Source organism: Sphingopyxis sp. LARHCG72 (assembly GCF_052871675.1).
Genome location: NZ_JBIXJU010000001.1, coordinates 170,141 through 190,530, shown reverse-complemented (window position 1 = coordinate 190,530; position 20,390 = coordinate 170,141). Strand labels below are relative to the sequence as shown.

General features: G+C 66.5%; 29 protein-coding genes. 25 read left to right on the top strand and 4 right to left on the bottom strand.

Translation table 11 applies throughout. The features are described from left to right. The first annotated feature begins 138 nt into the window (after positions 1 to 138). Together ACIPPQ_RS00980 and ACIPPQ_RS00975 are read left to right on the top strand one after the other, a co-directional pair. Positions 139 to 1,347, top strand: a complete 1,209-nt coding sequence (locus ACIPPQ_RS00980) for a M23 family metallopeptidase (RefSeq protein WP_446542362.1) — start codon at positions 139 to 141, stop codon at positions 1,345 to 1,347. Beyond that, positions 1,277 to 1,750 (top strand): bactofilin family protein, encoded by a 474-nt coding sequence (locus ACIPPQ_RS00975; protein ID WP_446542361.1) that lies wholly within the window; start codon positions 1,277 to 1,279, stop codon positions 1,748 to 1,750. Before ACIPPQ_RS00980 ends, ACIPPQ_RS00975 begins: the two co-directional genes overlap by 71 nt. A 42-nt stretch (positions 1,751 to 1,792) precedes the next feature. Here the strand turns inward: ACIPPQ_RS00975 and ACIPPQ_RS00970 are convergent, their stop codons facing one another. The 3 genes from ACIPPQ_RS00970 to ACIPPQ_RS00960 all read right to left on the bottom strand — a co-directional run bounded on the left by ACIPPQ_RS00970 (position 1,793) and on the right by ACIPPQ_RS00960 (position 5,431). Next, positions 1,793 to 3,550 (bottom strand): diguanylate cyclase, encoded by a 1,758-nt coding sequence (locus ACIPPQ_RS00970; protein ID WP_446542360.1) that lies wholly within the window; start codon positions 3,548 to 3,550, stop codon positions 1,793 to 1,795. Between the two features lie 61 nt (positions 3,551 to 3,611). After that, the gene (locus ACIPPQ_RS00965; RefSeq protein WP_446542359.1) at positions 3,612 to 3,917 is read right to left on the bottom strand and encodes a DUF1905 domain-containing protein; all 306 of its coding nucleotides are present in this window, start codon (positions 3,915 to 3,917) and stop codon (positions 3,612 to 3,614) included. A 5-nt stretch (positions 3,918 to 3,922) separates the two neighbouring features. Next, complete coding sequence (locus tag ACIPPQ_RS00960) at positions 3,923 to 5,431, bottom strand: YifB family Mg chelatase-like AAA ATPase (protein WP_446542358.1); 1,509 nt, start codon at positions 5,429 to 5,431, stop codon at positions 3,923 to 3,925. A gap of 162 nt (positions 5,432 to 5,593) precedes the next feature. Between ACIPPQ_RS00960 and ACIPPQ_RS00955 the strand changes: the two genes are divergently transcribed. The 23 genes from ACIPPQ_RS00955 (at position 5,594) to ACIPPQ_RS00845 (ending at position 19,878) form a co-directional block, all read left to right on the top strand. Beyond that, entirely contained in the window at positions 5,594 to 6,280 is a 687-nt protein-coding gene (locus ACIPPQ_RS00955) for a TetR/AcrR family transcriptional regulator (RefSeq protein ID WP_446542357.1), read from the top strand. A 72-nt stretch (positions 6,281 to 6,352) separates the two neighbouring features. Continuing rightward, the gene (locus ACIPPQ_RS00950) at positions 6,353 to 6,787 is read left to right on the top strand and encodes a VOC family protein (RefSeq protein WP_446542356.1); all 435 of its coding nucleotides are present in this window, start codon (positions 6,353 to 6,355) and stop codon (positions 6,785 to 6,787) included. A 24-nt stretch (positions 6,788 to 6,811) separates the two neighbouring features. Next, complete coding sequence (locus ACIPPQ_RS00945; RefSeq protein ID WP_446542355.1) at positions 6,812 to 7,228, top strand: DoxX family protein; 417 nt, start codon at positions 6,812 to 6,814, stop codon at positions 7,226 to 7,228. Further along, a complete protein-coding gene (locus tag ACIPPQ_RS00940) occupies positions 7,225 to 7,443 on the top strand; it encodes a DUF4287 domain-containing protein (protein WP_446542354.1) in 219 nt (72 codons plus the stop codon). Before ACIPPQ_RS00945 ends, ACIPPQ_RS00940 begins: the two co-directional genes overlap by 4 nt. 2 nt (positions 7,444 to 7,445) lie before the next feature. Then, positions 7,446 to 8,120, top strand: a complete 675-nt coding sequence (locus ACIPPQ_RS00935) for a glutathione S-transferase family protein (protein WP_446542353.1) — start codon at positions 7,446 to 7,448, stop codon at positions 8,118 to 8,120. Between the two features lie 25 nt (positions 8,121 to 8,145). After that, positions 8,146 to 8,820 (top strand): glutathione S-transferase family protein, encoded by a 675-nt coding sequence (locus ACIPPQ_RS00930; RefSeq protein WP_446542352.1) that lies wholly within the window; start codon positions 8,146 to 8,148, stop codon positions 8,818 to 8,820. 32 nt (positions 8,821 to 8,852) lie between these two features. Then, a complete protein-coding gene (locus ACIPPQ_RS00925) occupies positions 8,853 to 9,572 on the top strand; it encodes a DUF1428 domain-containing protein (protein WP_446542351.1) in 720 nt (239 codons plus the stop codon). 154 nt (positions 9,573 to 9,726) lie between these two features. Then, complete coding sequence (locus tag ACIPPQ_RS00920; protein WP_446542350.1) at positions 9,727 to 10,278, top strand: GFA family protein; 552 nt, start codon at positions 9,727 to 9,729, stop codon at positions 10,276 to 10,278. Then, positions 10,275 to 10,577: a DUF6958 family protein gene (locus tag ACIPPQ_RS00915; protein WP_446542349.1), complete on the top strand. Its 303-nt coding sequence runs from the start codon at positions 10,275 to 10,277 to the stop codon at positions 10,575 to 10,577. The genes ACIPPQ_RS00920 and ACIPPQ_RS00915 overlap by 4 nt, the downstream gene beginning before the upstream one ends. 24 nt (positions 10,578 to 10,601) lie before the next feature. Beyond that, positions 10,602 to 11,318: a DUF899 family protein gene (locus ACIPPQ_RS00910; RefSeq protein WP_446542348.1), complete on the top strand. Its 717-nt coding sequence runs from the start codon at positions 10,602 to 10,604 to the stop codon at positions 11,316 to 11,318. 22 nt (positions 11,319 to 11,340) lie between these two features. After that, complete coding sequence (locus tag ACIPPQ_RS00905; protein WP_446542347.1) at positions 11,341 to 12,138, top strand: VOC family protein; 798 nt, start codon at positions 11,341 to 11,343, stop codon at positions 12,136 to 12,138. 29 nt (positions 12,139 to 12,167) lie between these two features. Then, on the top strand, positions 12,168 to 12,680 hold the full coding sequence (locus ACIPPQ_RS00900) for a VOC family protein (protein ID WP_446542346.1): 513 nt from the start codon (positions 12,168 to 12,170) through the stop codon (positions 12,678 to 12,680). Continuing rightward, entirely contained in the window at positions 12,667 to 13,119 is a 453-nt protein-coding gene (locus ACIPPQ_RS00895; RefSeq protein WP_446542345.1) for a hypothetical protein, read from the top strand. Before ACIPPQ_RS00900 ends, ACIPPQ_RS00895 begins: the two co-directional genes overlap by 14 nt. Continuing rightward, on the top strand, positions 13,119 to 13,772 hold the full coding sequence (locus ACIPPQ_RS00890; protein WP_446542344.1) for a glutathione S-transferase family protein: 654 nt from the start codon (positions 13,119 to 13,121) through the stop codon (positions 13,770 to 13,772). The genes ACIPPQ_RS00895 and ACIPPQ_RS00890 overlap by 1 nt, the downstream gene beginning before the upstream one ends. A gap of 85 nt (positions 13,773 to 13,857) precedes the next feature. Beyond that, positions 13,858 to 14,631 (top strand): alpha/beta hydrolase, encoded by a 774-nt coding sequence (locus ACIPPQ_RS00885; RefSeq protein ID WP_446542343.1) that lies wholly within the window; start codon positions 13,858 to 13,860, stop codon positions 14,629 to 14,631. A gap of 64 nt (positions 14,632 to 14,695) precedes the next feature. Further along, positions 14,696 to 15,046, top strand: a complete 351-nt coding sequence (locus ACIPPQ_RS00880) for a hypothetical protein (RefSeq protein WP_446542342.1) — start codon at positions 14,696 to 14,698, stop codon at positions 15,044 to 15,046. A 101-nt stretch (positions 15,047 to 15,147) separates the two neighbouring features. After that, a complete protein-coding gene (gene rpmH / locus ACIPPQ_RS00875; RefSeq protein WP_054586364.1) occupies positions 15,148 to 15,282 on the top strand; it encodes a 50S ribosomal protein L34 in 135 nt (44 codons plus the stop codon). Between the two features lie 29 nt (positions 15,283 to 15,311). Further along, positions 15,312 to 15,659 carry a ribonuclease P protein component gene (gene rnpA / locus ACIPPQ_RS00870; protein ID WP_446542341.1) on the top strand — a complete coding sequence of 116 codons (348 nt, stop codon included), beginning with the start codon at positions 15,312 to 15,314 and terminating at the stop codon, positions 15,657 to 15,659. Next, a complete protein-coding gene (gene yidD / locus ACIPPQ_RS00865) occupies positions 15,656 to 15,868 on the top strand; it encodes a membrane protein insertion efficiency factor YidD (RefSeq protein WP_039570339.1) in 213 nt (70 codons plus the stop codon). The genes rnpA and yidD overlap by 4 nt, the downstream gene beginning before the upstream one ends. 44 nt (positions 15,869 to 15,912) lie before the next feature. Next, complete coding sequence (gene yidC, locus ACIPPQ_RS00860) at positions 15,913 to 17,670, top strand: membrane protein insertase YidC (protein WP_446542340.1); 1,758 nt, start codon at positions 15,913 to 15,915, stop codon at positions 17,668 to 17,670. Between the two features lie 110 nt (positions 17,671 to 17,780). Then, positions 17,781 to 18,443, top strand: coding sequence for a ribosome biogenesis GTP-binding protein YihA/YsxC (gene yihA, locus ACIPPQ_RS00855; RefSeq protein WP_446542339.1), 663 nt, complete (start codon positions 17,781 to 17,783; stop codon positions 18,441 to 18,443). Positions 18,444 to 18,491: 48 nt separating this feature from the next. Then, positions 18,492 to 19,163 carry a glutathione S-transferase family protein gene (locus ACIPPQ_RS00850; RefSeq protein WP_446542338.1) on the top strand — a complete coding sequence of 224 codons (672 nt, stop codon included), beginning with the start codon at positions 18,492 to 18,494 and terminating at the stop codon, positions 19,161 to 19,163. A 70-nt stretch (positions 19,164 to 19,233) separates the two neighbouring features. After that, entirely contained in the window at positions 19,234 to 19,878 is a 645-nt protein-coding gene (locus ACIPPQ_RS00845; protein ID WP_446542337.1) for a hypothetical protein, read from the top strand. Here ACIPPQ_RS00845 and ACIPPQ_RS00840 read toward each other — a convergent pair. Beyond that, the gene (locus ACIPPQ_RS00840; protein ID WP_446542336.1) at positions 19,875 to 20,342 is read right to left on the bottom strand and encodes a cupin domain-containing protein; all 468 of its coding nucleotides are present in this window, start codon (positions 20,340 to 20,342) and stop codon (positions 19,875 to 19,877) included. The two genes, ACIPPQ_RS00845 and ACIPPQ_RS00840, sit on opposite strands and share 4 nt — an antisense overlap. Between the last annotated feature and the right edge of the window lie 48 nt (positions 20,343 to 20,390).

The following is a 20,390-nucleotide window of genomic DNA, read 5'->3' as shown; positions in this document are numbered from 1 at the left end:
TTTGACACCGTTCACCGCGCGATGGTTTCGACTCGGCGCGACTCGGCGCGCAAAGATTCGCACCGCCTCCGTCGGCCTGATACAGCGCGCATCAATCGGGGCGGAGGGCTCCAATAAAACACAAGATGGGGTCGCCACTTGTCATCGAAAACAACGGGTCTGCGCGATTTGCGCCAGCGTTTTTCTGCGCTGTTTCAGGACCATGAAATCTTCGTTCGCACGCACGGCCATGTCCGCTTCCTGCGCGTCAGCGCGGTCTGGCAAAAGCGCGTCGCGCTGATCGCCGCTGTCGTACTGCTCGCATGGGCCGGCGCGACCTTGGCGGTGCTCGTCAACCAGCTTCTCACCTCGGGCGAACGCGCAGCGGTGGCACAGCAACAGGCCGCCGCCGCCGCATCGGAAGCGCGCATCGCGAAATATCGCGACAATGTCGCCGAAACCGCCGCCGACCTCGAAGACCGGCAGGAACAGCTCGAAGAATGGTCGAAAGTCCATTTCGGTGTCGAACCCGCGGCGGTGACGCCCGAGATTGGCACCGAAGGCACTCCGGCGGCCGAAAAGGCCCCGCTCAAGACCAGCGCGATGATCGATCCGAACCTGCCGCCCGAAGCGCAGGTCCTCGCCCGCCTCGAAGCGCGGCAGGAAGATTTCGCGACGCGCCTGCTGACCGCAGTCAACGAACGCGCGGCAAAGGCCGAGGGCGCCGTCGCCAAATTGGGCATGAACCCCGCCGCACTCGTCCGCAACGCCGCGGCCGGCCGCGGTGGTCCGTTCATTCCCTATCGCGGCCGCGCCGGCCGCGCGAGCACGCTCGGCAAATCCTTTGCCGCGCTCGAAAGCGCCCTGTTCCGCATGGAAGTGCTCGAGCGCACGCTCGTCGCGATCCCGTCGGGCCAGCCCGCGAACGTGCTGATGCTCTCGTCGAGCTTCGGCTATCGCAGCGATCCGTTCACCGGTGCCGGCGCGATGCACTCGGGGCTGGATTTCCCCGGCCCGATCGGCACCCCGATCCTCGCCGCCGCCCCCGGCCGCGTCGTCTATGTCGGGCAGAAGTCGGGTTACGGCAATGTCGTCGAGGTCGACCACGGCCAGGGCATCCTGACCCGCTACGCCCATTTGTCGGGCTTTACCTCGACCGTCGGCGCGCAGGTCGCCGCGGGGCAGCAGATCGCCAAAATGGGCTCGACCGGCCGTTCGACCGGCAGCCACCTGCATTTCGAAGTCCGTTTGAACGGCGTCGCGGTGAACCCGCGCCGCTTCCTGGAGGCCAAAGCCGATGTTCTCGAAGTCAAAGACGACGCCCGACAGCGAGTCGGTTCCGTCGCTGCCGTCCGTGGTGCCCGCTAAGATGGCGACCGGCGCGCGTCATACGACCTTTTCGATCCTTGGATCGGATGTCGTCGTCACCGGCAATGTGGCCGCCAGCGTCGACCTGCACGTCGATGGCAAGATCGACGGCGACCTGAAATGCGCCAACCTGGTCCAGGGAGAGGCGAGCGAGATCAAGGGTTCGGTCGTCGCCGAAACGGCGAAGATCGCGGGCCTGCTCGACGGCGCGATCGAGGCGAAGACGCTGATCGTCCACGCCACCGCGCGGATCACCGGCGACGTGACCTACGAGAGCATCACCATCGAAAACGGCGGCAAGGTCGAAGGCAAGCTCAGCCACCGCCGCCACGGCGCGGGCGCCGCGAAAGCACCGCCGCCGCTCGAGGTGATCGAGAACAAGTCGGCGTCCGCCGGCCTCTGATCCGTTCGGACCGTAAAGGGGCCGCGCTACGGCGCGGCCTTTTCAATTCGACCGCGCGACCTCGCGGCCCGGAGCGAGTCCGGTTACGTCATGGTGCCGCTGGACGACGACCTTGTTCCGTCCGCCGCGCTTCGCATCGTAAAGCGCCTCGTCGGCGAGCCGGTATAGCTGCTGGAAATCGCACGCAGGCCGCACTTCGGCGACCCCGACGCTGGCGGTGACCAGCCGGTCCCCTACCGCCTCGCTATGGTCGCAAGCGGCGATCCCGCGCCGGATGCTTTCGGCGAAGCGGGCGAGGATGATCCCTTCCATCCCGATCGTCAGCAAGCCGAATTCTTCGCCGCCGAGCCGCGAGACGGTGCACATCGGCCCCTCCCACCGCTCGATCCGCCGCGCGATGCCGCACAGCACCACGTCGCCCGCGTCATGGCCGTGGATGTCGTTGATCGACTTGAACCGGTCAATATCGACGAGCAGCAAGGCCGCAGGCAAATTGTCGGCACGCGCGCGCTCGAGGAGCGGCGTCACGCTCTCGACGAAACCGCGGCGGTTGGGCAGGCCAGTGAGCGGGTCGCGGCGCGCGAGTTGCTGCGCCGTCGCTGCGGCGCTGCGCGCATGGTCGCGCTCGATCCGCAGGTGCGCAAGCCGCCGCGTCGCCGCGGCCGCCAGCCACAACGCCTGCCAGGTCGCCGCGACGAGCACCAGCAGCTTCGATCCGCCGCCCCAGAATCCATCCTCGACGTCGACGATATGGACGATAGCCAGCATCGCCATCGGCAGCCCCCAGGCGGCGAGGAAATCGCGCGCCTCGACCGATCCGCGCCGCCACGCCCAGCCGACATAGGCGGTCACCGCCAGCAGGTCGGCGATGATGACCAGTCCCAATATGTCGGCGAGCAACCCGAGGCTGTCGCCGCGGATCAGCGCGAGCGGGACACCCGCGATTCCGACGCCAAGGCCGAGGGCGAACGCGGTAATACGAAGCCATTTCGGCGCCCTTCCGCGATCGACGGCGGTCACCGCGCTGACCGTCGCGAGCGCAATCGCTAGGCACGCAAGAAAGGTACAGATTTGTGTCGTCACCGTCCCGGCCAGCCGCGGCACGAGCGCGAGATGGACCTGCGACCAGAGCGCGCCCCAAAGCAGCATCGTACCCGCCCACGCCGCCTGCCAGGCCAGATATTGGCGGCGAACGGCAAAGGCCAGCGACAGGCTGTAGATGCAGCTGACAAGAAGCAGCATGAGCGCCGCGCCGACCGCGGCCGCCATGCCCGCCGACTGCATTCCCGCCTCGCCCTTCGGGACGATCCGCGCGTGGACGAACGCGTGCCCCGAAAGGCGATCGAAGCGCATCGTCACCGCGGTCAGCGGCACGTTGCGGTCGGGCGCTTCGAACAAGATCTGCCCGCCCGCGCGCCAGTGCGATCCATAATCGCCCGCGCGCACGCCTTGCCAGCGCGTCGCACCGTCGGCGTAGGAAAAGGCGACGGCGAGCCGGTCGAACCGCGATTGATGGACCATCAGCGCGACATCGCCGCGCTGCGCCGCCGCGCCATCGAGCGGGGCGCGAAGCCAGAGGCTCGCCTGTTGGTACCCCGCGGGCGCCGCTCGACAGGAAAAACGCAGCGCGGCCAGGCTTTTGTCTGGGAGTGCCGTGCCGCTCACCGCGTGACAGACGTCACGATCGATATCGAGCGTCCGCGCCGCCGCAGGCGCCGCCGGCCAGCCGAGCAGCAGGGCCGCGAAGCCCAGCACGAGCCGCCCGCACAGCTTTGCCACAAGATCGCCCGCCGCAGTCATGGCAGCCCTATCGCATGAAACTGTTCGAGAAATGTTTACCACCGCCCGGAAAACCGCAATTTCAGCGCCGGTCGGGGCGGCCGACCCGCATCCGCACCATGACCTTGTCGCCCAGTCCGACGCGTTCGGCCTTCTGGACCGCGACCTTGATCGGGAGCAGGTAGCTTCCATCGCGCGGGAAAAGCGAGGTCGCGAATTCGCTGTTCCCGACCCTTGCCACGACGGGAACGACGCCCCAGCCATAGCTCTCGGTCATCGCGGCATAGCGGATCGCGCCGACATGTTCGTCGGGAACCCGGGCAAAGAGGAAGGGCGCGGGGCCGCGCCATTCGATGATCGCGGCTTCAAAGGCGATCGCGTCATCCATGGGCATCAGTTCCTCGGTGCCTGCCGCCGATAGCTCAACGCCTCGGCGATATGGATGCGGCCGATGTCCGCGGCGCCCGCCAGATCGGCGATCGTCCGCGCGACACGCAATATCCGCGTGTAGCCGCGCGCCGACAGCCGCATCGCCTCGGCCGCCTGCGCGAGCAGCTTGCGTCCCGCCTCGTCGGGCGTCGCGACGGCTTCGAGGAGGTCGCCGTCGATCTCGGCATTGGTCCGCGCCTTATGCCCGGCGTAGCGCGCGGTCTGGACATCGCGCGCCGCCGCGACGCGCGCCGCGACCTCGGCGCTGCCTTCGGCGGGCGGCGGCAAGACGAGATCGGCAGCGCTCACCGCCTGCACCTCGACGTGCAGGTCGATGCGGTCGAGCAACGGCCCCGACAGCTTTGCCTGATAATCGGCGGCGCAGCGCGGCGCGCGGCTGCACGCGAGCGCGGGATCGCCGAGATGACCGCAGCGGCACGGGTTCATCGCGGCGACCAGCTGGACGCGCGCCGGGAAGGTGACATGCGCGTTGGCGCGCGCGACGCTGACCTCCCCCGTTTCGAGCGGCTGGCGCAGCGAATCAAGCACCCCGCGCTGGAATTCGGGGAGCTCGTCGAGGAACAATACGCCGAGATGCGCGAGGCTGACCTCGCCGGGGCGGACGCGCAGGCCGCCACCGACGAGCGCGGGCATGGAGGCCGAATGATGCGGACTGCGGAAGGGGCGTGCGCGGATCAGGCGCCCGCCTTCGAGGTTGCCGGCAACCGAGGCGATCATCGAGACTTCAAGCGCCTCGGCGGGGGTGAGGTCGGGGAGGATGCCCGGCATACATGCCGCCATCAGCGACTTGCCCGCGCCGGGCGGTCCCGACATCATCAGGTTGTGCGCGCCGGCGGCGGCGATTTCGAGTGCGCGCTTCGTGGTCTCCTGCCCCTTGACCTGCGCCAGGTCGGCGGCGCGCGCCGGCATGTCGACCTCGCCCGGGACGGGCGGCGCCAGCAGCGCGTGGCCCTTGAAATGATTGAGCAGCGACAGGAGGTCGGGGGCGCCGAGCACCTCGACATTTCCCGCCCACGCCGCCTCCGGCCCCTGCGCCGCGGGGCAGATCAGCCCGCGCTCGACGCTGCCCGCATGGATCGCGGCGAGCAGCACGCCGGGCGACGGCGCGACGCGCCCGTCGAGCCCGAGTTCGCCGACGACGACGTAAGAGGCCAGCGTTTCGGGATCGATCACCCCCATCGCGCCCAAAAGCGCGAGCGCAATCGGCAGGTCGTAGTGCGAGCCTTCCTTGGGCAGGTCGGCGGGCGACAGGTTGACGGTGATCACCTTGGGCGGAAGCGACAGGCCGATCGCCGCCATCGCGGCGCGCACGCGCTCGCGGCTTTCGCCCACCGCCTTGTCGGGCAGGCCGACGACGACGAAGCGCGGTACCCCCGGCGTGATCTGGCACTGCACCTCGACCCCGCGCGCGTCGATGCCGAGATAGGCCGTGGTTGAGACGACTGCGACCATATTCCCCCCGGAACTGCACCGATGTGCCCCCTTTGTTCCGATGCCCTGTTTAGGCGAAGCGGCGGGAAGGTCGAGTCTTTTCGCAACTTCTCGATCATCGCGCACATCGGGGATGCCGGCGTCGATTTGACAACATACCAACTAGTCGGTATGTCGATTCGCATGACGACGAATCAGCCCCCCTCGATCCCCGCAGCCGCCGCCCGCGTCCCCTCGGCGGGCGGCGGCGCCCCGGACGCCCGCGCCCCGCGCGGCAGCGCCCGGGCGCGGCTGATCGCGGCGGCGCACGCCACCGTGCGCAAGCAGGGCTATTCGGCGACGACGGTCGACCAGATTTGCGCCGCCGCGGGCGTGACCAAGGGCGCCTTCTTCCATCACTTCGCATCGAAGGAAGACCTCGCGGTCGCGGCGGCCGAGGGCTGGACCGACCGCGCGCGCCCGATGTTCGAACTGCCGCCGCATGTGCAGCTGGAGGACCCGCTCGACCGCCTGCTCGGCCATATCGATTTCCGCCTCGCGATGCTCGACGGCCCGACCGAGGATTACACCTGCTTCGTCGGCACGATGGTGCAGGAAGCCTATGCCACGAACGACCGCATCCGCGCCGCGTGCGAGGCGAGCATCAACGCCTATTGCCAGGCACTCGCCCCCGACATCCAGGCGGCGATCGATATTCACGGCGTACCCGACGACGTCACCGCACTCGGCCTTGCGCAGCATGTCCAGTCGGTTCTGCAGGGCGCCTTCGTCCTGGCCAAAACGACGAACGATCCGGCGATTGCACGCGGCACCGTCACCCATCTGAAGCGTTATGTCCGGATGCTGTTCGGCGCCGGCGGCACGCCATGATGCGACAGGTAATTGCCGCCGTACAGCGCACACGCTGACTTCAAGCAACAACAACCCCCAAGGAGAGAAGAGATGCCCCAGATGATTTTCGTGAACCTGCCGGTCACCGACCTCGACAAGTCGAAAGCTTTCTATGAAGCGGTCGGCGCCGCGAACAACCCCGCCTTCACCGACGACACCGCCGCGTGCATGGTCGTCGAAGAGGGGTCGATCCATGTGATGCTGCTGACCCACGCCAAATGGGCGACCTTCACCTCGAAGAAAATCCCCGACGCGCACACCACCGCGCAGGTCCTGATCTGCGTGTCGGCCGACAGCCGCGATGCGGTCGACGGACAGGTCGACAAGGCGGTCAAGGCGGGCGGCAAGGCCGACCCGACCCCGACGCAGGATTATGGCTTCATGTACGGCCGAAGCTTCGAGGATCCCGACGGCCATATCTGGGAAGTGATGTGGATGGACCCGACCGCAATTCCCGCCGGCGAACCCGCCGAAGCCGCCGCATAACAAGCATAAGGGAGGAGGAAGAGGATGACCGACACGTCCCCCACCAAGGGCCAGTTGATCGCCGGCCGCGTACTGAGCGGCCTTGTGATCCTCTTCCTGCTCTTCGACGCCGGATTGAAGCTCGTCGCGCCGCAATTCGCGATCGACAACGGCCCGCCGAACCTCGGCTGGCCGCCCAAGATCGAGACGATGTACCTGCTGGCGATCCTGCTGCTGGTACCGACCCTGCTCCATATCTGGCCGCGTACCGCAATCCTCGGCGCGATCCTGATCACCGGCTATCTCGGCGGCGCCATCGCGACGCAGGTCCGCGTCGGCAACCCGCTGTTCAGCCACATGTTGTTCGGCGTCTACCTGGGGCTGATGCTGTGGGGCGGCCTCTGGCTGCGCGATCCCCGCCTCCGCGCGATGATCCCGTTTCGGGCGGGAGCGGCCGCATGAGCTTTCAGGCCTATATCGACAATGTCGAAGCCAAGACCGGCCAATCGGCCGACGCGCTGAAAAGCATCGCGATCGGCAGGGGCCTCGCCGACGAAAACGGGCTCGCTCCGGGCATCAAAGCCGGCGCGATCATCGACTGGCTCAAGGATGATTACGACCTGGGCCACGGCCATGCGATGTCGATCGTCGCCTGGATCAAAGGGAAGAGGAACTGATCATGTCCGTCCGACCTGAAGCCGCACCCGAAATCACTGCCTACCGATCGGTGCCGGATTTCGCCTACGGCCGCATCAAGGACATCCGCGTTCGCTGGGCGCTCGACGAAATCGGCCAACCCTATCGCACGCGGCTGATCGGCTGCATTTTCGAGGACAAGGGACCCACCTATCTTGCCGATCAACCGTTCGGGCAGGTTCCCGTCTATAAGGAGGGTGATCTGACCCTGTTCGAGACGGGGTCGATCCTGATCCACATCGGCGAAGCCGACGCGCGGCTGTTGCCGCGCGATGCAAAAGGACGCGGGCGCGCGATCAGCTGGATGATCGCCGCGCTCAACAGCGTCGAACCGATGATCCAGACCTTGGTCGTGCTGACCGTCAAGGGACAGGGCACCGACTGGCTCGTCGGTGCCATCGAAGCGGCGAAACCCTTTGCCGAGCAGCGGCTGGCCCGACTGTCGCAGGCGCTGGGCGACCGCGACTGGCTGGAAGATCGTTTTTCGATCGGCGACATCGTGATGATTGATGTGCTCCGCAACGCAAATCCGGAATTGCTGGCGCCGCATCCCAATCTGACCGCCTATGTCGCGCGCGGCAAAGCCCGCCCGGCCTTTCAGAGCGCCATGACGGCGCATCTGGCCGACTGCGCGGTCGGCGAACCACAACCTGCCTGAACCCCGCAACCGAGGAGAGATCGCCATGCCTGTGAACCCCGACAGCAAGATCGAAGTCACCGCCTTCGACTGGGTCCCCGATTTTGCGCGCGGCTATGTCCGCGACCTGCGCCCGCGCTGGGCGTGCGAGGAAATCGGGCTCGATTATGCCGAGCATCTGATCAGCGCGATCAACCGCCCCGCCGACCATTTCCTGTTCCAGCCATGGGGGCAGGTGCCGGTGCTGAACGACGGCGGCATCCGCCTGTTCGAAAGCGGCGCGATCCTGCTCCACCTCGCCGAAAAGGACGCGCGCCTGATGCCCCGCGATCCGCAGGCGCGCGCCAATACGCTCGCCTGGCTGTTCGCCGCCTATAACAGCGTCGAGCCGATGCTGTTCGAACTCGGCAATGTCGACATTTTTTCGACCGAAGAAGAATGGGCGAAGCTGCGCCGTCCGAGCCTGATCGAATTCATCCAGGGCCGGCTCGGCCGCCTCAACGACGCGATCGGCGACAAAGACTATCTGACGGGCGAATTCACCGTCGCCGACATCGCGATGGCCACCGTGCTGCGCGAAGCCGTCGAAGCGGGCCTCATCGCCGAGCAGCCGCGGTTGCAGGCCTATCTCGACCGCTGCCTCGCCCGCCCCGCCTTCCAGCGCGCGATGGACGCGCAGCTGGCCGCCTTCAGTGAAGAAGCGGGACCGCCCGCCGCCTGAAACCCCCTCCCACCCCCCTAAGGAGAGACAAGATGACCTATGTAGAAGGATTTGTGGTCGCGGTGCCGACCGCCAACAAGGAAGCGTATCGCAAGCACGCCGCCGACGCCGCGCCGCTGTTCAAGGAATTCGGCGTCGCCCGCATGGTCGAATGCTGGGGCGACGACGTCCCCGACGGCAAGGTCAACGACCTGAAAGGCGCGGTGCAGGCGAAGGACGACGAAACCGTCGTGTTCAGCTGGTTCGAATATCCCGACCGGGCGACGCGCGACGCCGCGAACCAAAAGATGATGAGCGATCCCCGGATGCAGAGCATGGGCGAAGCGATGCCGTTCGACGCGAAACGGATGATCATCGGCGGCTTCGATTCGATCGTCGACGACCGGGCCGCGGGCTCGACCGCCTATGTCGACGGCTATGTCGTGCCCGTCCCCGACGGCAACAAGGAAGCCTATCGCGCGCTGGCGCAGAAGGCGTCCGAAGTGTTCCGCGACTATGGCGCGACGCGCGTCGTCGAGGCGTGGGCCGACGACGTCCCCGACGGCAAGGTCACCGACTATGCGCGCGCGGCGCACAAGAAGGACGGTGAGAGCGTCGTCTACAGCTGGGTCGAATGGCCGAGCAAGGAAGCGCGCACGCAGGGCTGGGAAAAGATGATGGCCGACGAGCGGATGAAGCCCGATCCCGACAACACGCCCTTCGACGGCGCGCGCATGATCTACGGCGGCTTCGCCCCGATCGTCGAGGCGTGACCAGTGAATCCTCCCTGTGGCCGGAGGCCATGGGGAGGTAGCAGCCCGCGGTGCTGACGGAGGGGCGATGGCGCACCGTCGCCGCCCCTCCACCATCCTTCGGATGGTCCCCCTCCCCATCGCTTCGCGACAGGGAGGATCAAAGGAGAGACCAATGCCGAGCACGCAACAAACGGAATCGCGCACCGCCTCCTGCCAGTGCGGCGCGGTGACGCTCGAACTCACCGGCAAGCCGATCATGGCGGCGACCTGTTATTGCCATAGCTGCCAGCAGGCGGGACGGACTTTTGCCGCAGCGCCCGGCGCACCCGGCGTCGTGGGCTCCGACGGCGGAACGCCCTATGTCCTGATGCGCAAGGACCGGCTCCTATGGCTGTCGGGGTCGGACCGGCTCGAAGAACATCGGCTGAAACCCGATTCGCCGACGCGGCGTTTCGTCGCGCGTTGCTGCAACACCCCGATCGCGCTCGAATTCACCAAGGGGCATTGGCTGAGCATCTATTCGGGACGCATCCCGGAGGATCAGCGCCCGGCGGCCGAGATGCGGACGATCGTCGGCGACCGGCCCGAGGGCGTCGAGCTGCCCGACGATATCCCAAATTACCGGACGCCGTCGGGCAAGTTCATGTGGCGGTTGCTGACCGCATGGGCCGCGATGGGTTTTCGCGCGCCGGCGATCGAAGCGACGAAGGGATATGCAGGGTGAGCAAGGCCGTCGTCGAGCGCGTCGAGATGCTCAATGCAACGAGCCCCGGCCATGTGGTGCGCGTCGAAAAGGCGAAATATGACGCGATGCGCGGCGCGCTTCTCGCCGCTGTCCCTGCCACTCTGCCCGGGCTGACGGTTGCCGAGATCAAGGCGCGCGTGCTGCCCTTGCTGCCCGACGACCTGTTCCCCGGCGGCGCCAAGGCGGGCTGGTGGTTGAAGGGCGTTCAGCTCGATCTTGAGGCGCGTGGGCTGATCGCGCGCGAAAATGTGAAGCCGCTGCGGCTGCACCGGCTATAAACGGACCCAGAAGGAAGCCAGGCCATGGAACATCTGTCCTTCCCCGGCGAAAGCCCCGAATATCGCGCCGCGCGCGCCGAACTGCTCGCCGACGAGATCGCGCTGCGCCGCCAGATCGAGGCGGTCGCCGCGAAACGCCGCGCGCTGCCGCCCGGCGGCGAAGTGCCCGAAGACTATGGCTTCGAGCGGATCGGCGCCTTCCAGCGGCCCGAGCGTGTGAAACTGTCCGAGCTGTTCGAAGGCAAGCCGAGCATCATCCTGCAAAGCTTCATGTTCGGGCCCGAGCGCGACAAGCCGTGCAACGGCTGCACCCACATGCTCGACGCGATCGACGGCAGCGCGCGCCATGTCGGGCAGCGTGCGCCGCTCTATGTCGTCGCCAAGTCGCCGATCGCGCGGCTCGAAGCCTGGGCGAAGGACCGGCGCTGGCCGCACCTTGCCTTCCTGTCGGACGTCGAGGGCCGCTATTCGGCCGATTATTTCGGCGACACGTCGAACCTGACCGACGCCAAGCGCGCCGAGCATGGCGTGAAACCCGGCGAGAATTGGGACGAGACGATCTTCAACGTCTTTCGCAAGGACGGCGCGCGCGTCCGCCACGTCTGGGCGAGCGAGATGGCCTATGCACCAGAGGATCCCGGCCAGCACCACCGCGCCGGCGACCTTGTCGATCCGCTCTGGGGCCTGCTCGACATGACGCCCGAGGGGCGCGGCGACTGGTTCCCCAGCCTGACTTACTGACACCCAACCGAGGAGAGCGACGATGAACGCAGCATCGAACTTCATCTGGTACGAACTGATGACCCCCGACCCCGCGGGCGCGGCGCGCTTTTATGGTGCGGTCGTGGGCTGGACCATCGCGGCGACCCCCGATCCGGCGGCGGGCGACGTCGATTACCGCATGATCGGCCGCGCCGACGGCGGCAATGCCGGCGGGGTGCTCGCGCTGAACGCCGACATGCTCGCCGGCGGCGCGCGGCCGGGCTGGATGGGCTATCTCGAGGTCGACGATGTCGATGCCAAGATCGCCGCGATCAAGGCCGACGGGGGCGCGGTCCATATGCCCGCGACCGACCTCCCCGTCGGCCGGATCGCGATGGTGTCGGACCCGCAGGGCGCGGTCTTCTATGTCATGAAGCCCATCCCCCCCGAAGGCATGGAGGGCATGGAAAGCGACGTTTTCTCGGTCACCGAGGCGCAGCATGTGCGCTGGAACGAGCTCGCGACGAGCGATCCCGACGCCGCCATCGCCTTTTACAAGAAGCATTTCGGCTGGGGACAGGAAGGCGAGATGCCGATGGGCGAACTCGGCGCGTACCGCTTCATCCAGCGCGGCGACGTCGGGCTGGGCGCGGTGATGCCGTTGATGGACGGCTATCCGGTGCCGGTGTGGAATGTCTACATCGGGGTCGACGATATTGACCGCGCCCACGCCGAGGTGACCGCGAACGGCGGCACGATCACCAACGAACCGATGGAAATCCCGGGCGGCGAGTATGCGATGAACGCGATCGACCCGCAGGGCGCGCCGATCGGCTTCGTCGGCCCGCGCAAGCCATAATCCCCCCAAGAAAGACAAGGAGAGAGACGATGACGAACCAACCGACGAGCCAACCGGTGAGCCTCTGCCTCTGGTACGACAAGGACGCCGAGGAAGCCGCGAACTTCTATGCCGCGACCTTCCCGAACAGCAGCGTGGGCGCGGTCCACCGGTCGCCGAGCGACAATCCGAGCAGCAAGGAAGGCGAGGTGCTGACAGTCGACTTCACCGTGCTCGGCATAGCGTGCGTCGGGCTCAACGGCGGCCCCGCCTTCAAGCATAGCGAGGCCTTTTCCTTCCAGGTCCACACCGACACGCAGGAAGAAACCGACCGCTACTGGAACGCGATCGTCGGCAATGGCGGCGCGGAAAGCATGTGCGGCTGGTGCAAGGACAAATGGGGGCTGAGCTGGCAGATCACGCCGCGCGCGCTGACCGACGCGGCGATGGGCGGCGACCCCGCCGCCGCCAAACGCGCGTTCGAGGCGATGATGACGATGAAGAAGATCGACATCGCGAAGATCGAGGCCGCGGTGCGGGGCGAAGCCGTTGGCGCGGCGTAGCCCGGCGCTCTTCGCCTGGCTGCTCTGCGGCACGCTCGACATCGTCTATGCGGCGGTATCGAGCGTGCTGCGGGGCGGCACCGTCTCTTCGATGCTCCACGCGGTGGCGAGCGGGCCGTTCGGCGACGGCGCGCAGCAATGGGGCATCGGCGGCGATATCGCGGGCCTCGCGACGCACTTCGCGATCATGGGCGCGATGGTCGCGGCGTGGTTCTTCGTCGCCCGGCGCTGGACCGCATTGGCGACGTGGCCGTGGTGGCTGACCGGCACGCTCTACGGGCTGCTGCTCTATGTCATCATGAACGGCGTGGTGCTGCCGCTCCGCTTCGGCTCGCCCTTCCCGCCGACCGACCTCGCCAAGGGTGCGATCGCGCTCTTCCCGCACATTTTCTTCGTCGGCTGGCCGCTCGCCTGGCTGACGCGCAAGGATGGCAATTGATGCTGATCTATTATGGCCACCCCTTCTCCTCCTACACGTGGAAGGTGCTGATCGCGCTCTACGAGAAGGGGATCGAATTCGATTATCGCTCGGTCGACCCGGCGTTTCCGGAGCATATGCCCGAGCTCAAGGCGCATTGGCCGGTCGGGCAGTTCCCGCTGCTCGTCCACGACGGCGTGCCCTGGTTCGAATCGTCGATCATCATCGAATATCTCGACCACCTCGTTCCCGAGCCGCGCCTGATCCCGCAGGATTTCGACGCGGCGCTGAGGGTGCGGCTGCTCGACCGCGTGTTCGACAATCATGTGATGGGCCGGATGCAGTCGGTGGTCGCCGATGCGCTGCGCGGCCCCGATGCGCATGTGCCGGCAATCGTCGAACAGGCGGAGGCGGCGCTCGAAAATGTTTATGTCTGGCTCGACAAGGAGCTAGCGGGCGGCGGCTGGGCGACACCCTATGGCTTCACGCTGGCCGATTGCGCGGCGGCGCCGTCGCTTTTCTACGCCGACTGGGTCTATCAGATTCCGGATCAATACGAGAATTTGCGTGCCTATCGCGCGCGGCTGCTCGCGCATCCGACGATATCGCGCTGCGTCGAGGATGCGCGGCCGTACCGGGCCTACTTTCCGCTCGGCGCGCCGGACCGCGATTGAGCGCGGGCGTGCCGAAACAGGGTTAACGGCCCGCTGACGCTGCCTGTTCGCCATTTGATAGGCGCGCACGCGCGAAGGCGGACGCATGGTTTCGCCGTCCGCCTTCGTCCGTACGCTCGTCGTCGCCGCGCTCGCGGCGGTGCTGGCGTTCGCGCCGGCGCATGCGCAGCAGGTCGTGACCGTCACGACGACGGTGACGTGGACCTATGACGATGCGGGCGAAGGCGCCGACTATAGCGACGAAGGCGCCGCGCTCCTCGATGACGAAGCGCTCACCGAGGACGCCGATTTCGCCGCGACCCGCCGCTATGCGCCGCATGCCGCACTCGCGACGCTCGGCCATGCGAAAGCGACCTACGGCCCCTTTTCGGTGATCGATGGCACGACGGTTCGCATGGCGGGCGACGTCACCTCGGCAACCCCGCGCCAGTTCGCCGCGATGCTCGCGGCCTTTCCGGGGCTCAAGCGGCTCGAAATGGTCGACTGCCCCGGCAGCCTCGACGAGGAAGCCAATCTGATCCTCGCGCGCGCGGTTCGCCGACAGGGCATGGAGACCGTCGTTCCCGCGGGCGGATCGATCCGTTCGGGCGCGGTCGAATTGTGGCTCGCCGGGGTGACCCGCCGCGCCGCGCCCGACGCCGAGTTCGGCGTCCATAGCTGGGCCGACGAATATGGGCGCGAAGCGAACGACTATCCGGCAAGCGATCCGGTCCACGCCGAATATCTCGGCTATTACCGCGAAATGGGCATGGACGCCGCGAAGGCGCGCGCCTTTTACGCGCTGACCAACGCGACGCCGTTCGATGACGTCCGCTATCTGACGCGCGACGACATGGCGCGTTTCGTCACGCTCCACTGACGCCGCAGCGCGTCGGCGCTGCTTTAGCCTTGTAACACGCCGTCGCCTCCCCCACATCGCCCCCATGGCGAAGCGGAGCCTTTATCAGCGATTGCGATCGACCGCGCAGGTCCGGCTGGCGCTGTTCATCCTCGGCGTCGTGATGATGGCGATCTCGCCGATCGTCGGCATTTTGCCCGGCCCCGGCTTCATCATCCTCTTCCCGCTCGGCCTGATGCTGTGCCTGCAGAACAGCGCGTGGGCGAAGCGCATCTATGTGCGGTTCAAATGGCGCCACCCGCGCTATGCCGCATGGACCGACCGCGTGATGCAACGCGCGAGCGCGGCACGAAAGCGCGAACGCGCGGCACTCGATGCGATGAAGTCCGCGGCATTTCGCGGCAAGGCACCGGAAAACCGCCGCGATGGCGATTGACTTTGCCCCGACTCTCGCTTATCCGCGCCCCCATCAGTGGCCGCCCACGTTTGGCGGCCCTTTTCTGTTAGAGCCTTTAAAGAGAATTTGGGGATACCGCGATGAAGCGTACCTATCAACCGAGCCGCCTCGTTCGCAAGCGTCGCCACGGTTTCCGCGCCCGCAAGGCGACTGTCGGCGGCCGCAAGGTTCTCGCCAACCGCCGCGCCCAGGGCCGCAAGAAGCTGTCGGCCTGATCGCTGACGCTTCTGCGCCAGTCACACTGGTGCGAACGCTTTCAAAACGCAGCGAATTCCTGGCCGCCAACCGCGGCCTTCGCTTTCCCATGCCCGGCTTTGTCCTGCTCGTCCGCCACCGCGGCGACGGAGAGGATGCGCTGGGCATTGGCTATACCGTCAGCAAGAAGGTCGGCAACGCGGTCACGCGCAACCGGATGAAGCGCCGACTGCGCGCGCTGTGCCGAGCCGCCTTGCCCGAATCGGGAATCGCCGGCGCCGACCATGTGCTGATCGGCCGGCCGGGCGGCAACGACATCGTCTTTGCCGAACTCGGCGAGCATCTCGATTCGGCGCTGAAGCGCGCGGCGAAGAAACTCGCGGCGAAGCCATCGTGATCGCAAAGCTGCTCATCCTGATCGCGCGGGGATGGCAAATCGGCCCCTCGCGTATCCTTCCGCCGACCTGCCGCTATTCGCCATCGTGCAGCGCCTATGCGATCACCGCGCTCCAGCGCCATGGTGCGATCAAGGGTGGCTGGCTGGCGACAAAGCGGCTATTGCGCTGCCATCCTTGGGGCGGCCACGGCCACGACCCGGTGCCGTAAGGCGCCATCCCCCGACATTTTGAGACGAAGAGAGACCGAAGAGCGTGGACGACAAGCGTAACATGATCGCGGCGATTTTGCTGTCCGTAGCCATCCTGATCGGCTGGAACTTCGTTTCGGAGAAATTCTTTCCGACGCCCGACAAGCCCGACGTGACCAAGACGGTCGCGGGCGCCAACGGCGCCCCCGCCGCCACCCCGGCAGCGCAGGGCCAGCCGAGCGCCTTGCCGACGCCGGGTGCGCCCGCCGCGCCCGCGAGCACGGCGATCCGCCCGGTCGATGCCGTGCTGGCCGAGGGCAACCGCATCCCGATCGAAACGCCCGAGATCAAGGGGTCGATCAACCTCGTCGGCGCACGCATCGACGACATCACGCTCACCAAATATCGCCAGACGATCAAGAAGGATTCGCCCGCGGTGCGCCTGTTCGCCCCGGGCGGGACCCCGGCCGCCTATTTCGCCAGCATCGGCTGGGCGGCACAGGGCATCGCGGTGCCCGGTGCGAACACCGTCTGGACCGCGACCGGAGCGAAGCTGACCCCGACAACCCCGGTGGCGCTGAGCTGGGCGAACACGACCGGCCAGACCTTCCGCATCGAGTACAGCATCGACGCCAATTACCTGATCACCGCGAAGCAGACGATCGCCAACACCGGCACCGCGCCGGTGAGCGCGAGCAGCTTTGCGCTGATCGACCGCCTCGGCAAGCCGACCGACCCGCACGAACAGGACAGCTGGACGATCCACATCGGCCCGACGGGCTATCTCGACGGCAAGTCGGTGTTCGACACCGATTATGACGATGTCGAGGAAGCCCCGAACCGCACCGTGCGCTACAATTCGGCAGGCTGGCTCGGCTTCACCGACAAATATTGGCTCGCCGCGATCGTCCCGGCAAAGGGCGAGCGCGTGACAGCGGCGATCAGCTCGCCTGCGGCGAACAACTACCAGACGCTGTTTGCGCGCGACTTCACGCAGGTGGCGCCCGGCAAGCAGGTCACGACGACCAGCCGCATCTTTGCCGGCGCGAAGGAAGTCGAGATCCTGTCGAAATATCAGGACGACCAGGGCATCCCCCGCCTGTCGAACGCGATCGACTGGGGCTGGTTCGAATTTTTCGAAGTGCCGATCTTCAAACTGCTCCACTGGCTGTTCCTCCAGCTCGGCAATTTCGGCCTCGCGATCATGGCGCTGACGCTGATCATCCGCGCGCTGATGTTCCCGATCGCACAGCGCCAGTTTGGCTCGATGGCGCAGATGCGCCTCGTCCAGCCGAAGATGAAGGCGCTGCAGGAACGCTACAAGGACGACAAACCGAAACAGCAGCAGGAGCTGATGAAGCTCTACAAGGACGAGAAAATCAACCCGCTCGCCGGCTGCCTGCCGATCCTGATCCAGATCCCGATCTTCTATGCACTCTATAAGGTGCTGATGCTGGCGATCGAAATGCGCCACCAGCCGTTCATCCTGTGGATCAAGGATCTGTCGGCGCCCGACCCGCTGCACATCCTGAACCTGTTCGGTCTCTTGCCCTTCACCCCGCCGTCGATCCTGTCGATCGGCATCCTCGCGGTGATCCTCGGCATCACGATGTTCCTGCAGTTCCGTCTGAACCCGCAGGCGACCGACCCCGTGCAGCAGCAGGTGTTCAAGATCATGCCCTGGCTCTTCATGTTCATCATGGCGCCGTTCGCGGCGGGCCTGCTGCTTTACTGGATCACCAACAACCTGCTGTCGATCGCGCAGCAGCAGTGGATGTATCGCAAGTTCCCGGCGCTGAAGGCGGCCGTGGCGACGAAGTAGCGCCGTCTTCATCGGCGTGCGTCCCCGCGAAGGCGGGGACCCATCTCCGGTGGTTTCGGTAGTAAAACAACAGGAGATGGACCCCTGCTTTCGCAGGGGTACGGCCGAATATGACTGAAGAAATTGAAGATCCCGAGCGGGCGGCCGAAACTGCCGAGCGCGCGCGCAAGCTGTTTTCGGGACCGATCGCGTTCCTGAAATCGGCGCCCGCGCTCCAGCATCTGCCGGTGCCGAGCGTGCCCGAGATCGCGTTCGCGGGCCGCTCGAACGTCGGCAAGTCGTCGCTGCTCAACGCGCTGACGAACCGCAACGGGCTTGCGCGTACCTCCGTGACGCCGGGGCGGACGCAGGAGCTCAACTATTTCGACGTCGGCGAGAATCCGCTGATCTTCCGCCTTGTCGACATGCCCGGTTACGGCTTTGCCAAGGCGCCGAAGGATGTCGTCAAGAAATGGCGCTTCCTGATCAACGATTACCTCCGCGGCCGCGCGGTGCTGAAACGCACGCTCGTGCTGATCGATAGCCGCCACGGGATCAAGGATGTCGACCGCGACGTGCTCGAAATGCTCGACACCGCCGCGGTCAGCTATCGCATCGTCCTGACCAAGGCCGACAAGATCAAGGCGACCGAACTCGAAGCGGTGCAGGCCGCGACCGAAGCCGAAGCGCGCAAGCACCCCGCCGCGCACCCGCAGGTGATCGCGACGAGCAGCGAAAAGGGCATGGGCATCGCCGAATTGCGCACCGCGGTGCTGGAGGCGGTCGAGAGTTGACGTCAGCTTTCTCCTCCCGCAAGCGGGACGGAGACAAAAGGACGACGCATGAAACTCTTCCTCGGCAACAAGGCCTACTCCAGCTGGAGCCTGCGCGGCTGGCTCGCGGTCAAGCATAGCGGCCTGCCGTTCGAGGAAGTCACTGTCCCGCTTTACGACGAGGACTGGTCGAACCGGCGCGAGGGCGACGAGTTCGCGCCGTCGGGCGGCAAGGTGCCGATCCTGTGGGACGGCGACGATATCGTCGTGTGGGACAGCCTCGCGATCATCGACTATCTTAACGAAAAGACCGGCGGGACGAAGCATTTCTGGCCCGACGACATGCCCGCGCGCGCAATGGCGCGCTCGATGGCCGCCGAAATGCACTCGAGCTTCGCCGCGCTCCGCCGCAACCACAGCATGAACATCCGGCGCATCTATCCCCCCGCCGAACTGCTCCCCGAAGTGCAGGCCGATGTCGTGCGCATCTTCCAGATCTGGGCCGAGGCCCGCGCACGCTTCGGCGGCGAAGGCGATTTCCTCTTCGGCAACTGGTCGGCCGCCGACATCATGTTCGCGCCGGTGGTGACGCGCTTCATCACCTATTCGATCCCGCTACCGCGCTTTGCCGCCGCCTATGCGCAGGCGGTGATCAGCCATCCGTGCATGCAGGAATGGATCGGCGGCGCACAGGCCGAGGACTGGATCATCGAAAAGTTCGAGGGCCGGATCGAGGGCTGAACCGGCTGCTTGTCGCCGCGCTGAACCGCCCGTTCACGACGCGGCCACCCGAATCTGCTAAGGCATGCCGATGCAGACACGCGCCCTCGCCGCCTTGACCACCTTCGCCCTGCTCGCCGGCGCCGGCCCGGCCGCCGCGCAGAACGCCGCGAGCTGGGAAATCGGCCCGATCATCCGCGGCAAGAATTATTCGCAGGGCATGCCGCTGCGTCCGCAGCCGACGCGCACCGGCTGGTCGTTCGATTTTCCCGTCGGCAGCCGCGAGGCGGGACATGTCCATTATGTCACCTTCCGCCCCGGTCCGGTCGCCCCGCGGTCGCGCATCGTCGTGCGCTACCGCGTCGACGCCCGTGCGGGGACACGCTTCGTGCCGCAGGAAAGCCCCGAACTGCGCGGTACCGTGTCGCTCTATTTCCAGCGGCGCGGCGACAATTGGAGCGCGAAAGGGCGGTATGAATATTTTCGCTGGTATGCGCCGGGCGCGACGGTGCGCGAGATCGCGCCGGGCGAGCATGAAATCAGCGTTCGCCTCGACGATCCGGACTGGATTTCCGTCCAGGCCCGAACCGCGGGATCCAACCCCGCTGCATTGCAGTCGGCGCTCGCCGATATCGACCGCATCGGGCTGGTCTTCGGATCGACCGCAGCGCGCGGCCACGGCGTCTATGCGACCGCGCCGGCGCGTTTCACGCTGCTGAGCTTCCGGATCCTTTAGGGTATCCGCGACGTCGGATAGGGCGTGCCGTCCTTGTGGAAATAGCCGTCGGGCGTGAACAGCATGTCGATGTCCGAATAGCCGCCGCCGGTGTCGTATTTCTTGCCGCCGCCGAGCGCGACGAAGATGCAATCAGCGTCCGATTCGTTGACCAGATGGTGGCCGTTGGTGCTGCCCTTCGGCCACACGGCGATGTCGCCCGCGCGCATCGGCCAGCGCCCGTCATCCTCGACCAGCACCGCTTCGCCCGAAATCATCACGAGCATCTCGTCCTCGCCGTCGTGCCAGTGGCGCTGCGACGACCAGGCGCCGGGCTTCAGCACGACGTGGCTCGCCGCGAAATCGCTGAGGCCCGTGGCGGGCGCAAGGCGGCGGTACCAGCGGCCCTGCACGGGCGCATCGTAAGGCGCGGGATAGCCGGTCGTATTCGTCTGCGGGATGGTATCGAGATCGAGCTTGGGCATCGCAGTCCTCGTGGATTTGTTCTATATTTGTTTCGCACAAAGCGCGTG

Coding starts and splice junctions, on each gene's coding strand:
- ACIPPQ_RS00975 (WP_446542361.1), top strand. CDS start 1,277: ATGTTCTCGAAGTCAAAGACGACGCCCGACAGCGAGTCGGTTCCGTCG.
- ACIPPQ_RS00970 (WP_446542360.1), bottom strand. CDS start 3,550: ATGACTGCGGCGGGCGATCTTGTGGCAAAGCTGTGCGGGCGGCTCGTG.
- ACIPPQ_RS00965 (WP_446542359.1), bottom strand. CDS start 3,917: ATGGATGACGCGATCGCCTTTGAAGCCGCGATCATCGAATGGCGCGGC.
- ACIPPQ_RS00960 (WP_446542358.1), bottom strand. CDS start 5,431: ATGGTCGCAGTCGTCTCAACCACGGCCTATCTCGGCATCGACGCGCGC.
- ACIPPQ_RS00955 (WP_446542357.1), top strand. CDS start 5,594: ATGACGACGAATCAGCCCCCCTCGATCCCCGCAGCCGCCGCCCGCGTC.
- ACIPPQ_RS00950 (WP_446542356.1), top strand. CDS start 6,353: ATGCCCCAGATGATTTTCGTGAACCTGCCGGTCACCGACCTCGACAAG.
- ACIPPQ_RS00945 (WP_446542355.1), top strand. CDS start 6,812: ATGACCGACACGTCCCCCACCAAGGGCCAGTTGATCGCCGGCCGCGTA.
- ACIPPQ_RS00940 (WP_446542354.1), top strand. CDS start 7,225: ATGAGCTTTCAGGCCTATATCGACAATGTCGAAGCCAAGACCGGCCAA.
- ACIPPQ_RS00935 (WP_446542353.1), top strand. CDS start 7,446: ATGTCCGTCCGACCTGAAGCCGCACCCGAAATCACTGCCTACCGATCG.
- ACIPPQ_RS00930 (WP_446542352.1), top strand. CDS start 8,146: ATGCCTGTGAACCCCGACAGCAAGATCGAAGTCACCGCCTTCGACTGG.
- ACIPPQ_RS00925 (WP_446542351.1), top strand. CDS start 8,853: ATGACCTATGTAGAAGGATTTGTGGTCGCGGTGCCGACCGCCAACAAG.
- ACIPPQ_RS00920 (WP_446542350.1), top strand. CDS start 9,727: ATGCCGAGCACGCAACAAACGGAATCGCGCACCGCCTCCTGCCAGTGC.
- ACIPPQ_RS00910 (WP_446542348.1), top strand. CDS start 10,602: ATGGAACATCTGTCCTTCCCCGGCGAAAGCCCCGAATATCGCGCCGCG.
- ACIPPQ_RS00905 (WP_446542347.1), top strand. CDS start 11,341: ATGAACGCAGCATCGAACTTCATCTGGTACGAACTGATGACCCCCGAC.
- ACIPPQ_RS00900 (WP_446542346.1), top strand. CDS start 12,168: ATGACGAACCAACCGACGAGCCAACCGGTGAGCCTCTGCCTCTGGTAC.
- ACIPPQ_RS00890 (WP_446542344.1), top strand. CDS start 13,119: ATGCTGATCTATTATGGCCACCCCTTCTCCTCCTACACGTGGAAGGTG.
- ACIPPQ_RS00885 (WP_446542343.1), top strand. CDS start 13,858: ATGGTTTCGCCGTCCGCCTTCGTCCGTACGCTCGTCGTCGCCGCGCTC.
- ACIPPQ_RS00880 (WP_446542342.1), top strand. CDS start 14,696: ATGGCGAAGCGGAGCCTTTATCAGCGATTGCGATCGACCGCGCAGGTC.
- rpmH (WP_054586364.1), top strand. CDS start 15,148: ATGAAGCGTACCTATCAACCGAGCCGCCTCGTTCGCAAGCGTCGCCAC.
- yihA (WP_446542339.1), top strand. CDS start 17,781: ATGACTGAAGAAATTGAAGATCCCGAGCGGGCGGCCGAAACTGCCGAG.
- ACIPPQ_RS00850 (WP_446542338.1), top strand. CDS start 18,492: ATGAAACTCTTCCTCGGCAACAAGGCCTACTCCAGCTGGAGCCTGCGC.
- ACIPPQ_RS00845 (WP_446542337.1), top strand. CDS start 19,234: ATGCAGACACGCGCCCTCGCCGCCTTGACCACCTTCGCCCTGCTCGCC.
- ACIPPQ_RS00840 (WP_446542336.1), bottom strand. CDS start 20,342: ATGCCCAAGCTCGATCTCGATACCATCCCGCAGACGAATACGACCGGC.